The sequence below is a fragment of the Ruegeria sp. HKCCD7251 genome (assembly GCF_013031165.1).
In the GTDB taxonomy this organism is placed as follows: Bacteria; Pseudomonadota; Alphaproteobacteria; order Rhodobacterales; family Rhodobacteraceae; genus Ruegeria.
The window spans coordinates 149952-162809 of record NZ_WPZC01000007.1; the positions used below are offsets into that span (position 1 = coordinate 149952).

Consider the following 12858-nt stretch of genomic DNA (forward strand, 5'->3'; position numbering starts at 1 on the left):
CGTTAAACAAAAGTCGGGATTGATCGCCTCAGGCTGTAACACGCAGTGCATCGACAGGAACCAGCGCTCCCTTGGCTTGGATTACGTAGCTGGCCAATTGGCAGCCTAATGATATTCCTGCGCGGAAATCGCTTTTCTCCAAAACGCTGAGCAAAACGCCAGCGTTGAAGCTGTCACCAGCGGCTGTTGTATCAATAGCGGAAGTTTCCGGCTTAGCGGGCACCTCCCCTCTAATATTCCCATCTTGATAAACCACAGAATGCTCGCCGTTCTTTACGACGATCCGCTCCACACCATGTCTTGCATATCGTTCAAGAGTCGCGGTCGGACAGTCGTCATTAAACCACGCGCTTTCATCGTCAAAAGACGGCAACACGATATCCGAGAGTTCAGCAGCGCGCATAATTGAACGCTTCATTTCTTCGGTACTCGACCAAAGTTTGGGTCTGATGTTCGTATCGAAAGCCACGGTTTTCCCTACATCGCGCCCCTTTTGGAGAGCACCAAGTAGGTTTTCACGCGATTGAGGACCAAGAATTCCCAGCGTAATTCCTGAGTAATAGATCAAATCCGCTTTTTCGATAGCACGGTCAAGCGCGTCTGGGTCGTCAGCAAGCCGTCTGGCGGCAGAGCTGTTGCGCCAGTAGGAAAAACTACGCTCGCCGTTGGAAAGGTGGATCATATAGAGACCCACAGTTCCATCCGAGATTTCACAAATGTGAGAGGTATCGATGCCTGTTCTGTCAATAAAGGCTCGCATTTCGCGGGACAGTTTGTCGTCACCAACTGTCGTAAAATAAGCGACCTCTGTATTCGGTGATATTTTCGCTAAATACCAAGCTGTGTTGAACGTATCACCAGCGTACCCGATCTTGAACTCCCCTGGACCGCCTAGGGGAGCAAGTTCCGCCATGCACTCGCCGATTGCTAAGATACGCATGGGTTCTACAAAAAATCGTCACGCCGCGGAGTGAAGCTATCCACGAGCTTTCCTGGTTCCAGGCAAACACATCCGTGGGTTTGATCTGAAGGAATGACAAAACTGTCTCCTGGCCCGAACTCTTGGTCACCTTCGCCCAAAGTGAACCGGAACCGGCCGCTTTCGACATATGTTGACTGGACATGCGGATGGCTGTGCAACGCGCCTATCGCACCTGCTTTGCTGAACCGAAAGGCAACAACCATGAGATTAGGATGATCAGAGAGAACTTGCCGTGTGACATTCTCTCCTGTCGAGACAACTGGAAATTCAGGCAAGGTGTACCTCCGCTACATTATGAGAAAAGCATTCCACCATTCAGATCGACATTAGCTCCTGTAATGAAAGCACTGTCGTCGCAGGCTAGGAATAGGACAAGGTTTGCGACATCCTCAATGGTGCCCTGACGTTTCATTGGCGCAGCGGCTTCAAAGCCGCGACGTCCTGCATCCGGTGTGTGAATGTTATGAAAATCAGTATCAATCATCCCAGGGCAAAGCCCATTGACTCTGATATCCGGGCCTAGCTCTTTGGCCAAACCCCGCGTCAGCGTCATGATCGCGCCCTTTGAGGTCGCATAGGGAACTGAGCCGGGGCCACCGCCATCGCGAGCGGCTTGGCTTGCCAAGTTGACGATTGTACCGCTTTTCATATGAGGCAAACAGGCGTTCGTCATCATGAAGTTGCTGGTCAGATTCAAGTCCATCACATACCGCCAATGCTCAAGTGAGGACTCTGCAACTGTTTTGCGGGCAACCAAACCGCCCGCATTATTGACCAAAACGTCAATACTGCCGAACTCCGTGAGAGATCGCGCCACCAATGCGTCAACGTCGCTTTTCTGCGTTAAGTCTCCTTGAAGCGCGAATGCGGTTCCGCCATTTGCTTTGATCCTGGCCACAACGTCCTCAGCGCCTGCGCTGCTGGCAAAATAGTTTATTGCAACTTGTGCGCCCTCGGAGGCAAGTTTGATTGCAGCAGCTGCACCGATATCTCGGCCGGCTCCAGTTACAATTGCCGATTTTCCAGCGAGCTTCATAGCCATCCCTCATCATTGCTCTGATTTGAAAATTGTCGTGCTCCAGCGGGCGCTTGCTCAGGCTGCACCGCGTTTGACGAACATGTCGTAGATTTCGGGGACATTGCCTTCGCCCATCCCTGCATCAAGCGCCGTTTGAAGATTTGCGGAAGTGCCTTCAGCGATTTCGGAGCGTGTTCCAATGTCAGTGATCATCTGAACGAAGTAGGCGATGTCCTTGTTGGCATTGCTGATCGAAAACCCAAGATCACTTACACCATCGACGGCGTAATTCTTGCAAAATTGCATGAATGGAGAATTGGACGGGCCCGCAGACATGATCTCAAAAAGCTGCTGGCCATCGATGCCCGCTTGTTTTGCAACTGCAAATGCCTGACTCATGGTACACGCTGTTGTCATACCCATGAAGTTGTTGATCAGCTTAGTCGTATGGCCCGCGCCGAGTGTGCCAAGATGGAACACGTTCTCGCCCTGCACGTCGAGCACAGGTTTGACCTTTTCAAACGTTTCGATATCGCCCGCTGCCATGATGTTCAGCAAACCGTCCTTGGCGTGCGTAGGTGAACGCCCCAACGGTGCGTCGAGCATCCCGGCCCCTTTTGTCGCAAGGTCCGCGCCAATTTTCTTTGTTGACGCTGGAATGGACGTGCCGAAATCTATGACCACCGCGCCTTCTTTGATCCCGGCGAGAATACCATTCTTGCCGTAAATCAGGCTTTCGACCACGTCAGATGTTGTCACGCAGAGCATGACGATATCACTGGCCTCGGCGAGTTCCTTAGGGGTGCTGACCTCGACCGCGCCGCGCGCAACGGTTTGGGCAACCGCCGCTTTGTTGCGGCCCATGACCACAAGATCAAAACCATTGTTTTGGAGGCATTCAACCATCTTGCTGCCCATTTGGCCTAGACCAATGAAACCGATTTTTGGATTCGTCATATGCGCCTCCTAAGCGTTTGGGTTTTTCATTTTGGAAAAGACATCGGCCCCAGCTTGGGCGACGTCATGATCTTGCGCAGGCGAGCCTGAGCTAACACCAATGCCGCCGACGACATCAGAACCAGCAAGCACAGGAAGACCGCCAGCAACGGTCACCATACGTCCGCCTAAGGCCGAGGCGATGCCATGCGCTGGCATTCCCGGTTGACTGACTTCACCCAAGGCTTGCGTGCTCTTTTTGATGCCGCATGCGGTATAAGCTTTGTCGATCGCCAGATTGACGCTGGTAATCTTGGCGCCATCCATTCGCTCAAACGCGATGAGGATACCGCTCTCGTCGGTAACAGCGATGCACATTGGCACCCCGATATCTTCGGCTTTGAGCCTAGCAACCGCGATCAGCCGTCGCGCTTCTTCAATGTCCAATCGTTTGATATTCAGCATAGCGGCGTCCTTTGGGCTTTATGGGCCGATTAGGAGAGTGGGAAGTGTGAGCGAGATGGCAGGAACGAAGGTGATCAGCATCAGCGCTGCGAAGATCGCAAGGTAGAAAGGCCAGATCGTTCTAATGGCTTTTTCCATAGGCAACTGGCCAACCGCACAGCCTACAAACAGACAGGTCCCGACCGGAGGCGTGCAAAGCCCCAGTCCAAGGTTCACCAGAAGGATCATGCCGAATTGCAGCGGATCGATCCCCAGCATATTCATCACCGGTAAGAAGATCGGCGTGCAGATGAGGATTAAGGCTGCCATATCCATAATCATGCCAAGCAGCAAAAGAACGGCATTGATCATCAGCAAAATCAGGATTGGGTTCTCGGTTATCCCCAAAAGGAACTCGACCGTTTTGGTTGGTACGCGGTTGTAGGTCAGCATGTAGGCGAAGGCACCGGCGCAGGCGATCAGGATCATGACCATCGACGTTGTGCGCACAGACGAAATTACAGCGGTCTTGAAAGCATCCCATGACAGGCTTCGGTAGACGATCAGCGTGACGACAAAGGCATACATAGCCCCGAACGCACCGGACTCTGTCACAGTAAAGATGCCTGATAGGACACCTCCGACGATAATGACGGCAGTCAGCAGGCCGGGGATGGAGCCGATAAACGCGTATGCCAGCGCCGTCCATCCTGGAAACCGTTCAGCCTGATAGCCGCGCTTTACTGCGACCACATACGCAGCAATTGCCAAGCAACAGCACATCAGGATGCCGGGGATCACACCCGCCAAGAACAGCTTGGAAATTGATACCGCACCGCCCGTAGCAAGAGCAAAGATGATCATATTGTGACTGGGTGGAATGATGATTCCGGCGATGGAAGATGTCACAGTGACATTCACCGCATAGTCAGCATCGTATCCCTTGTCTTTCATAACGGGGATGAGAATTGAGCCCAGCGCGGAGATGTCCGCGATCGCCGAACCTGATATCCCGCCAAAAAGCATGGAGGAAAACACGTTTACAATGCCAAGCCCGCCGCGCACGGCACCGACAGCAGCTTGCGCGAACCTAACCAATCTAACGGCTATCCCGCCGTGGAACATCAGCTCACCAGCGAAAATGAAAAACGGGATCGCCATAAGCGAAAAAACGTTGATTCCTGCGACTATTCGTTGAAAGCCGACGAACAACGGCAAACCTTCGTACCAAAACGCTGCCAAGGCAGAAATCCCGAGTGCGTAAGCGACCGGAGTGCCGATGATGACGGAAACGGCAAAGACCCCGAGAAGAACTGCAAGTCCCATGATTAACCCTGATCTATACTGTCTTGGCGCGCATCCTCGCCTAGAAACAGGCGGATCAGATGGCCGATGGAAAACAGAAGGACCAATGCTCCGCTTATGGTCATAGGCAGGGATCTCAGGCCCTCGGGCCATTGAATAAGCGGGATCAACGTGCCCCATTTGAATTCAGTCAATTCAAGCCCATACCAGAACATCATCGCGCCAAACCCGGCGAGCAGCAAATCTGTGATGCAGACAAAAACTGTTCGTACATTCGGCGGCACCATGCCCCGGAAAAGAACAACAGAGAGGTGGGTGTGGTTGTGCACCCCGGCTGCTGCGCCGAGGAAGGCAATGACCATGACAAGTAAAAGCGATACCTGTTCAACCCAGGTGGGCGTGTCATTGAGGACGTACCGGCCAAAGACCAGCCACGCGAAGATAGCGGTCATAGTCACGATGGCGACGCCGGCCAACAAGGTACAAAGGCGGGCGAGCAGGTCGAGGAAGATATCCATCCTCCTTATAAACTCTGATGTCTTGCCTGAAACTCGCATGCCGCCCCCTTTTTTTGTTTTACGAGCCCGGCTTCTTTTAAGGAAACCGGACGCGCCTTTTTTGTGTTCGCCTTGGAAAATCACTCAGTGGCCTGGGCCATCTCGACCAACGCTGTCATATCTGGGTTGGCAGCAAGGTAGTCGGCATAGACTACGTCCATCGCGGACTGGAAGGGGCCCTTGTCTGCTATTTCGTTGACTGTGATGCCAGCCGCTTCAACGTCAGAGCGCGCTTGCTCAGATCCAACAGCCCACAGTTCGCGCTGAAACAGAGCCGCTTCTTGTGCCGCACTGCGCACAGCTTCTTGTAGTTCGGGGCTAAGCGCGTTGAACTTAGCCGTATTCACACAGATGCACTCGGGGATGATCAGATGCTCAGATAGGGAATAGTGCGATGTGACTTCATAATGGCCAACGTTTTTGAACGACGGGAAGTTGTTCTCTGCACCATCGACAACGCCTGTTTTCAGTGCCTGTTGTACTTCCGAAAACGCCATGGGAGACGGATTTCCACCCATCGCCGAAATCATCGAAGTGTAGAGATCGTTGTTCATAACTCGGATCTTCAGGCCTTCCACATCGGCTGGAGAGTTGATCGGCTTCTGGCTGTAGAATGACCGGGCTCCAGCATCAAAATATGCAAGTGGAAGGACCCCTGCCTCACCCATCGCTTCGGCAACGACCGCGCCAGCTTCACCTTCCATTACTCGGAACATGTGCGGCACACTTTTGAAGATGAACGGAAGCGATACAAGGTTTGCCTCTTTGACCATCGGACCAATCGGGCCAAGGTTGAAGTTGCCAACCTCGATGGCTCCAATACGCACTTGCTCCAGCGCATCGGGCTGCGAGCCAAGAACGCCGCCATGGAACACATCTACCGTGACTTCACCATCTGTGGCTGTGTCTACAAGCTCAGCAAACTTGTCCATCGCCGCCGTATTGGGGTGGCCGTCATTGTGAATGTTCCAAGCGCGCCAGCTTTCGGCCGATGCTGATGAGGCGATCAGTGCAACGGTTACTGCTGCAAAAAGCGATTTCGTAGAAGTCATGGGTCTCCTCCCGTTTTTTTGGGCAGCAACAGGCCAAAAAGTGTCGTCTGGAGGATGAAAGTCGCAAAACTTCCTGCTTCCTCCCAGAGCCGGAATCACTGCTGAACCTATAAGGACACTAGTATCCAAGTTAAGTCAACAACTCGTTTGAAACATGTGACGGCCTTGACTTCAATGATTACAGGCTCTTTGATATTAGCTGAAAAAGCCTTACTGAAATACGTAGGAGATACGGATTTTAGTATTATATAACAATGCCTTAACCACTCCCCAGATCGTGGCGACAGCATTATGAATCAGAGGATGGAAGAAAAAATCGTGGACGGAATTAGAACCCGAACAACCACTGATGCCGTCTACGAAACACTGCACGATCAGATCGTTTCGCTCGCAATTCTTCCCGGTACAAAATTATCCGAGACGGAAGTCGCACGCCGATTTGGCGTCTCTCGCCAACCTGTTCGCAACGCCTTCACCAGGCTTGGAAATGAGGATTTGCTACTTATCCGACCGCAAAAAGCGACAGAGGTGCGCGGCTTTTCAATGGACCGCCTAGAGCTTGCTCGTTTGGTACGCAGGGCCGTTGAACTTGAAGTTATTCATGAAGCGATCGAAACTTGGGACGCAGAGAAGGATGCGAAGCTTGGTGAAAACCTCGCCCTTCAGGAGAACGCCTTGGCCAAAGGGGATTTACCCGCCTTCCATGCGCTTGATTATGATTTTCACAAACTGATCTATGTTCTGGGCGGCAATCCACTAGCATTCGAAGTAATGCTGGAATGCAAGCAAAAAGTGGATCGTCTCTGCATGCTTGGCCTTGGGAAAGACCGCGAAGCAAATTCCATTTTAGAAGACCATTATGAAATCGCAGGCGGGCTCGCTTTGCGGGATCTGTCAAGAGCGCAGACCGCAGTTAGAAAACACTTGTCCCGCCTTGATGACACGATTGCGTTTATTCACGAACGCCATCCGGAGTATTTTGAATAAGTTCGGAAACCCGCGTATCGTATTTTTCTTTCACGACCTGGACCGGCGAAGAAACCGTACTTGCCGGCTTCTTTTTTAGCGAATGATATTCTTGCTTAGTTTCACCGGGCAACACCTCGCATACTAAAATCCAATGTCCGCTTATACTCGACAACATTCAGAACGGTTGTTGTATCGACATCGCTGGAGGGCTTGGCGTGGCCGCTAATCCTGAAGATGGGCTTCAACCGAGGACCTGCTACAGCCCCTCCGGCAAAGTGCTATTGGGCAGGCGTTCTACCCCGATCAATTCGCGGACGGCGCTTTATTTGCCTGAGGTTGATGTCTGCATACAGACTCTTTCAACCGAGGCAGGTGCTTCAGCAGAATTGGCCACTTTTGATGGTTCTGCCGCTCAAAACTGGGTCTTTAATGGTGCAGGCACCATCGCACCGTCGTCGAGTCCCGAAATGTGCTTGATCCTGACGGGTGAGACGCGCATGGGTCGCAGCGATCATAATCGGATCATTGCGATAAAGTTGCAGGCGTGCTCCGACGATCAGGCGGCCTATCAGACGTGGTCAAACCGCACAGCGGAATAAGATTGCCCCGGGAGCGCAATAGCCGGTGCTCGCAGGGCTCGCAAAACGCGATAGCCAACACTGGCGCGCCCGCAACGGACGGCAGCTCTGGGCTCAGAGCAGACGTTCGCTGCGTATTGCATCAACGACTGCTCTGCGGGACAAAGCAGACTATTGGCTGGCACCAAGAAACTCAGTTTCCTGAGCGCCTCTGCTTTTAGAACTTTCTAAGCGGTTGCCCCAACGTTCGAGAGCTTTATGCTAGAACCATGGCTAAACGTACCCTGCTAGTTCTCAACAGAAAGTCAGCAGCAAGACCCGATCTGCGTTCTGCTGTCCGGCCACTAGAAAAAGAGCTTGGTATCAGGGTGTGTATTCCTTGGTCAGGAAAAGACTTGAAGAAGACACTTCGAGAAGCCGTGGGCGATGGGGCAACGCGGATAATTGCTGGCGGTGGTGACGGCACTTTGAACTCGGTCGCGAGTGCTGTTTTGAAGTTGAAGTCGCCTGTCTCGATAGGTCTTGTTCCCTTGGGGACGGCTAACGATTTCGCCCGGTCGTATGGTGATAAGGGGTTGGACTTGGCAACATCTGTTCGAGTTGCAGCATCGGAAGACGCGCGGCCTATCGATGTCGGATACATAAACGGCAGACCGTTTGTGAATGTTGCCAGCGGCGGTTTTGGAGCGATGATCACCGCAACAACCCCCAAGGAAATGAAGAAAAGACTTGGTGGGCTTGCGTATACGCTGTTTGGGCTTGCTCGTTTATCTGATGCAAAATCTGTTCCCGCAAAAATCTCAATTGATGATGAAGACCCGTATGACGTTTCCATTTCCGCAATCGCGATTGCGAACAGTCGCTATGCGGGTGGCGGTTTTGACGTGGCGCCTGATGCGGAGGTGTCCGACGGCTTACTCGATTTAAGCGTGCTCTCCACAGATCGATTAATGCCAGAAAACCTGCCTTTTGGCAGATTGCCGGATATTTCGGATCCCAAGGATGGTGTAGTACAGCGCTCTCGTCTGAGATCTATGGTTTTGGAAACCTCCCGGCCGTTTCATATGAATTTGGACGGCGAGCCGATGATTGATCAACGCTTTGAGGTTTCAATTAAATCAAATGCGCTGAACTTCGTTTTCCCAAGCGGTAAGTAACTCGGGTTTCTCCTAATACTAAAATTTCGCACTGTGCTTGTAACATTATACGCGGAGTCGACACATACATTCGCCGGTATAGCCAGACAAAAAGCCACCATCGAGTTTTGGCCGACCAAATGGAAGACACAGTGGATGACAGCAAAATACAAGTCAGTAAAGCAAAGACCTGAAACCTATAGCATCAATCTGTTCCTTGGTTCCGAAATCATATTCAAATGAATTCCCTTGCACCAAGCAATAAAACATCAGCAGAGTTAGAGCAAGAAAAGCAGCGCCGGGCGGCACGAAGATCATTGAGGACAGGAAAGACGCTATGCATAAAACAGTCGACAGTGTGAAAACTGCATATTTCGTAATTGCGGATATATCCGGTTACACGAAATTTATGTCCGAAACAGCCATCGAACATGCTAAAGGGATTCTGGAGGCACTGTTCGGTAGCATGATCCCTTCGATCCGGTCTCCATTGGCAGTTTCAGGATTACAAGGTGACGCCATCTTTGCTTACGCATTGGAAAGCGAGGTGGTTTCGCAACAGTTCATCCTCGATTTTGCAGAGCAACTCTACTGCGTCTTTGCACATGCCAAAGAAAAGATGCTCATCAATACATCATGCTCATGCGATGCCTGTTCAACCGTTGACAGTCTCGAACTCAAAATCGTTGTACACCACGGTGAATGTATCGTTCAAAAGACTGGAGATCGTGAAGAATTAGCCGGTCAGGATGTGATCACGGCATTTCGACTTCTCAAAAATGGCGTCAAAGAACGTACTGGTTTGACCGCGTACACATTGATTTCTTGCGCAGCGCTTCGCGCAATGGATCTCGTGGACTATTTCGAAAGCTCCGAATTCCACACCGAGGACATCGAACACATCGGCGAGATTGAGTATGTCGTGCGAGACATGCGTGCTGCTTGGGACCGTCGTCGCTTGTCGGAGCGAACGTTTGTGGAAGCAGCCGATAACCTTCTCATTGACGAATGGATCATTCCGCTGCCGGTTTCGCCTGACGTAGCCTTTACCATTTGCACCCGGCCGGAGTTGCGTGCCGAATGGCTCGGTGCCAACAAGGTCGAACTGTTCCATACCAACAAAAACAAGATTGAACCTGGAACGCTCTATCACTGCTATCACGGCGAAGACATTTTCCCATTTCAGATTGTCGACTGGCATCATGGTGACTACGCGACCGGCAAATACAACCTTCCTATGGGGCTTTCGATGTTAGAGACCAACGAACTGGTCCAAGTCGGGGAAGGGACACTGGTCAAGATCAGGTTTGCAACGCCAAGTTCGTCCAAAATTATGGGCAAACTAATGTCTGGCATGGTTAAGAAAAAACTGCGTGGCATAATCGTGCCAGACAAAGAGAACCGTGTCGAGAGAATGAAGGCGCTTGCCGGAAAACTTGCTACAGACGTCCAGGCGGCAACTACTGCTTGAACAAGCTAGAGAACGTCTAAAGGCTGAATTTATCGTTGTGCGAAGGCGAATTCTTCCAGCTTCGCTGTTTGTTTGACCGCTTTGGGCTCTATACTGTCGTTCGCCATACTCGGCATGAGCGCCCACTCTGCAGACAAAGCTGCAATTTCGCCACCGTCTGAACCATCGTCAAGTCTTTTTTCAGCTTCAAAATATAACAATCCGCAGTTTGCCCTCCTAGTCTCGTCTGCTCTTTAGGTTCCGTGTCAGAATACTCATGCGGGTGGTGGACACACAACTTCGATCAGCGATGGCCCTTCGCTGGAGAGACCGGCGGAGAGCGCCTTTGCAAAGTTGTCCATGTCATCTGCGCGTGTTCCCGGAACACCATGGCCTTTCGCCAGCGAAACCCAGTCCAACGTCGGGTTCACCACGTCAAACATAGCCTGAGCATTCTGACCATAGCTCGCCACGCCGACATTTGTGAGTTCATCGCGCAGAATTTGATAGCCGCGGTTTGCAAATACGATCACCGTCACGTCGAGATTTTTCCGCGCCATTGTCCACAGTGATTGTAGTGTGTACATGGCCGACCCGTCCCCGGTCAGAGCAATGACTTGTCGGTTCGGGCAGGCGGTGGCCGCGCCTGTTGCGCAAGGCAAACACAGCCCAATCGCGCCACCGGTGCCGGCGAGCAGATCATGTGGGTGAGCGGTGGCCGTCGGCGGTATGACATGAAACCCTGACGTAACGGATTCATTGCAGATGATGGCGTTTTCAGGCACCAGCGCAGCCAAAGCCAAACCAACTTTTTCGAGTGTTAGCTGACCGGTGGGAATGTCTGGTAGTTCGAGCGGAAAGGTTGCTGCCGCCGTTTTACCAGTGACCCCGACCGCTTCGGCGAGCGCTTGCAGCGTCCACTCGATATCATCTGTGGGTGTGCATAAGTCCGTAATGGGGCAATGCGGTGGTTCAGGCACGCTAGGTTTCCCAGGATAAGCAAAAAAGGCGACTGGCCTATCTGCGCCAAGCAGAGTGATCGAAGACGTTGCTTCCAGCTGAACGGTCTTGGGCGATATCGGATAGACCAGTTGCTCTAACTTTGCTGTTCCTGCGCCCTTGGAAATACGAGGTATCATAGTATCGGCCAACAACCGGCACCCCGTAGCGGCGGCAATTTTTCCAGCCAGTGTACGCTGCGGTCCAAACAGAGCTAATCCGCCAATCATCAGCGCGGCTTTCGGCGTCACAAGACGGGCTGCAGCGGCCTCTATGTCGCCTACTGACGGTCGATGGAGGCTTTCTCGGTTGTCTAACCGGTTTGTCGCTGCGTTCGCTTTGTTCCAAGCTGTGTCGGCAGGCAGGACCAGCGTTGCGATCTGACCGTTGCGCGCGCGGGCCGCTTGAACCGCCGCCGCTCCGTCCATGGCTACGTCGGTGGCATTGGACGACACACGCGTCCAATGACTGACCGCTTGGCTGGTACCGAGGATGTCTCCCTTCAAAGGACTTTCATAACGGAGGTGATGCGTAGCGTGATCGCCCACTACATTCACGATTCCGGACCCCGCTTTTCGGGCATTGTGCAGATTGGCAAAGGCGTTGCCAAAGCCGGGTGCAAGATGCAGGAGCGTGCCGGCGACGTCTCGCTTCATGCGAAAATACCCGTCTGCAGCTCCCGTCGTACCGCCTTCAAACAGGCAAAGAATGCAATTCATCTCCGGGTGTTCGTCCAAGGCAGCGACAAAGTGCATTTCCGAGGTGCCGGGATTTGCGAAGACCGTATTTAAACCATTGTTTAATAGGGTTTTTACGAGTGATTGAGCGCCGTTCATTTTATCCCTAGCCTGATTTCAAGCGATCATTTGATTACAATGCTTGCACGAAAAGGCCTTGTTTCTAAACATATTTTCCTCCCGACACGATTACCTAGGACGCATAGTACCGAAGCCGCTCACGGCGTGGAGCAGTTACCGGATTTAAGACCGTACCTTTTGGCGAAGACAGAACTTGGAGCGAAAGCATTCATACACTTGGTGAAAAAGTCAATGCGCGAGCACGCCCGATCATTATGTATCGACACGCGCCTCCAGTCCTTGCACCCCGGGTAGTCTGGTATTCGTTCTGGGTTTGGCCCGAATCCCACATTGTCGACTTCTCACGCCGAATTCACTGGTTTGCATGATGTCCACAAAATAAGCCGCTGGAAAATGGAGCGGTGTTCTGCCGTAACCTCTTGCTGATCACGGTTAGGGCACGTTGTTTCTGGCGCAAAAGAACACAGCCTAAGGCATTACATCTTCAGGATATTGGGCGTCTTTGAACGAAATCATGAACATATTTGTGGTTAATAAATTCCGGATGTAATTCACCGGTATGTGGAAGCAGCATCAACAAGCTGTCGTCTAGGACATATCCGTTTTTCAATCTT

At 52.1% G+C, this 12858-nt stretch carries 13 protein-coding genes; 4 read left to right on the forward strand and 9 right to left on the reverse strand.

Features of this window, described 5'->3' with window-relative positions; genetic code table 11:
* Positions 1 to 28: 28 nt before the first annotated feature.
* From GOX75_RS16455 to GOX75_RS16490, 8 genes are read right to left on the reverse strand one after another with little or no spacing between them, the layout of a single operon-like run.
* A complete protein-coding gene (locus GOX75_RS16455; RefSeq protein WP_170620198.1) occupies positions 29 to 940 on the reverse strand; it encodes a sugar kinase in 912 nt (303 codons plus the stop codon).
* Positions 941 to 945: 5 nt separating this feature from the next.
* Positions 946 to 1257, reverse strand: coding sequence for a cupin domain-containing protein (locus GOX75_RS16460; RefSeq protein WP_170620199.1), 312 nt, complete (start codon positions 1255 to 1257; stop codon positions 946 to 948).
* Between the two features lie 17 nt (positions 1258 to 1274).
* Positions 1275 to 2018: an SDR family NAD(P)-dependent oxidoreductase gene (locus GOX75_RS16465; RefSeq protein ID WP_170712006.1), complete on the reverse strand. Its 744-nt coding sequence runs from the start codon at positions 2016 to 2018 to the stop codon at positions 1275 to 1277.
* 57 nt (positions 2019 to 2075) lie between these two features.
* Positions 2076 to 2957 carry an NAD(P)-dependent oxidoreductase gene (locus GOX75_RS16470; RefSeq protein ID WP_170620201.1) on the reverse strand — a complete coding sequence of 294 codons (882 nt, stop codon included), beginning with the start codon at positions 2955 to 2957 and terminating at the stop codon, positions 2076 to 2078.
* A 9-nt stretch (positions 2958 to 2966) separates the two neighbouring features.
* Positions 2967 to 3401, reverse strand: coding sequence for a heme-binding protein (locus GOX75_RS16475; RefSeq protein WP_170646569.1), 435 nt, complete (start codon positions 3399 to 3401; stop codon positions 2967 to 2969).
* 18 nt (positions 3402 to 3419) lie between these two features.
* Complete coding sequence (locus GOX75_RS16480) at positions 3420 to 4706, reverse strand: TRAP transporter large permease (RefSeq protein WP_170620203.1); 1287 nt, start codon at positions 4704 to 4706, stop codon at positions 3420 to 3422.
* Between the two features lie 2 nt (positions 4707 to 4708).
* Positions 4709 to 5326 carry a TRAP transporter small permease gene (locus tag GOX75_RS16485; protein WP_331252089.1) on the reverse strand — a complete coding sequence of 206 codons (618 nt, stop codon included), beginning with the start codon at positions 5324 to 5326 and terminating at the stop codon, positions 4709 to 4711.
* Positions 5323 to 6294, reverse strand: a complete 972-nt coding sequence (locus GOX75_RS16490; RefSeq protein ID WP_170712007.1) for a TRAP transporter substrate-binding protein — start codon at positions 6292 to 6294, stop codon at positions 5323 to 5325. The genes GOX75_RS16485 and GOX75_RS16490 overlap by 4 nt, the downstream gene beginning before the upstream one ends.
* Before the next feature lie 303 nt (positions 6295 to 6597).
* Here GOX75_RS16490 and GOX75_RS16495 point away from each other — a divergent pair, with 303 nt between their 5' ends.
* The 4 genes from GOX75_RS16495 to GOX75_RS16510 all read left to right on the forward strand — a co-directional run bounded on the left by GOX75_RS16495 (position 6598) and on the right by GOX75_RS16510 (position 10448).
* On the forward strand, positions 6598 to 7281 hold the full coding sequence (locus GOX75_RS16495) for a GntR family transcriptional regulator (RefSeq protein WP_170620205.1): 684 nt from the start codon (positions 6598 to 6600) through the stop codon (positions 7279 to 7281).
* Between the two features lie 197 nt (positions 7282 to 7478).
* Positions 7479 to 7862, forward strand: coding sequence for a ricin-type beta-trefoil lectin domain protein (locus GOX75_RS20390; RefSeq protein ID WP_170712009.1), 384 nt, complete (start codon positions 7479 to 7481; stop codon positions 7860 to 7862).
* A 248-nt stretch (positions 7863 to 8110) separates the two neighbouring features.
* On the forward strand, positions 8111 to 8998 hold the full coding sequence (locus GOX75_RS16505; protein WP_171124895.1) for a YegS/Rv2252/BmrU family lipid kinase: 888 nt from the start codon (positions 8111 to 8113) through the stop codon (positions 8996 to 8998).
* A 316-nt stretch (positions 8999 to 9314) separates the two neighbouring features.
* Positions 9315 to 10448: a DUF2652 domain-containing protein gene (locus GOX75_RS16510; RefSeq protein ID WP_171124897.1), complete on the forward strand. Its 1134-nt coding sequence runs from the start codon at positions 9315 to 9317 to the stop codon at positions 10446 to 10448.
* Positions 10449 to 10702: 254 nt separating this feature from the next.
* Here the strand turns inward: GOX75_RS16510 and GOX75_RS16520 are convergent, their stop codons facing one another.
* Positions 10703 to 12262, reverse strand: a complete 1560-nt coding sequence (locus GOX75_RS16520; protein WP_171124901.1) for an acetolactate synthase large subunit — start codon at positions 12260 to 12262, stop codon at positions 10703 to 10705.
* Positions 12263 to 12858: the final 596 nt, after the last annotated feature.

Coding starts and splice junctions, on each gene's coding strand:
- GOX75_RS16455 (WP_170620198.1), bottom strand. CDS start 940: ATGCGTATCTTAGCAATCGGCGAGTGCATGGCGGAACTTGCTCCCCTA.
- GOX75_RS16465 (WP_170712006.1), bottom strand. CDS start 2,018: ATGAAGCTCGCTGGAAAATCGGCAATTGTAACTGGAGCCGGCCGAGAT.
- GOX75_RS16470 (WP_170620201.1), bottom strand. CDS start 2,957: ATGACGAATCCAAAAATCGGTTTCATTGGTCTAGGCCAAATGGGCAGC.
- GOX75_RS16475 (WP_170646569.1), bottom strand. CDS start 3,401: ATGCTGAATATCAAACGATTGGACATTGAAGAAGCGCGACGGCTGATC.
- GOX75_RS16480 (WP_170620203.1), bottom strand. CDS start 4,706: ATGGGACTTGCAGTTCTTCTCGGGGTCTTTGCCGTTTCCGTCATCATC.
- GOX75_RS16490 (WP_170712007.1), bottom strand. CDS start 6,294: ATGACTTCTACGAAATCGCTTTTTGCAGCAGTAACCGTTGCACTGATC.
- GOX75_RS16495 (WP_170620205.1), top strand. CDS start 6,598: ATGGAAGAAAAAATCGTGGACGGAATTAGAACCCGAACAACCACTGAT.
- GOX75_RS16505 (WP_171124895.1), top strand. CDS start 8,111: ATGGCTAAACGTACCCTGCTAGTTCTCAACAGAAAGTCAGCAGCAAGA.
- GOX75_RS16510 (WP_171124897.1), top strand. CDS start 9,315: ATGCATAAAACAGTCGACAGTGTGAAAACTGCATATTTCGTAATTGCG.
- GOX75_RS16520 (WP_171124901.1), bottom strand. CDS start 12,262: ATGAACGGCGCTCAATCACTCGTAAAAACCCTATTAAACAATGGTTTA.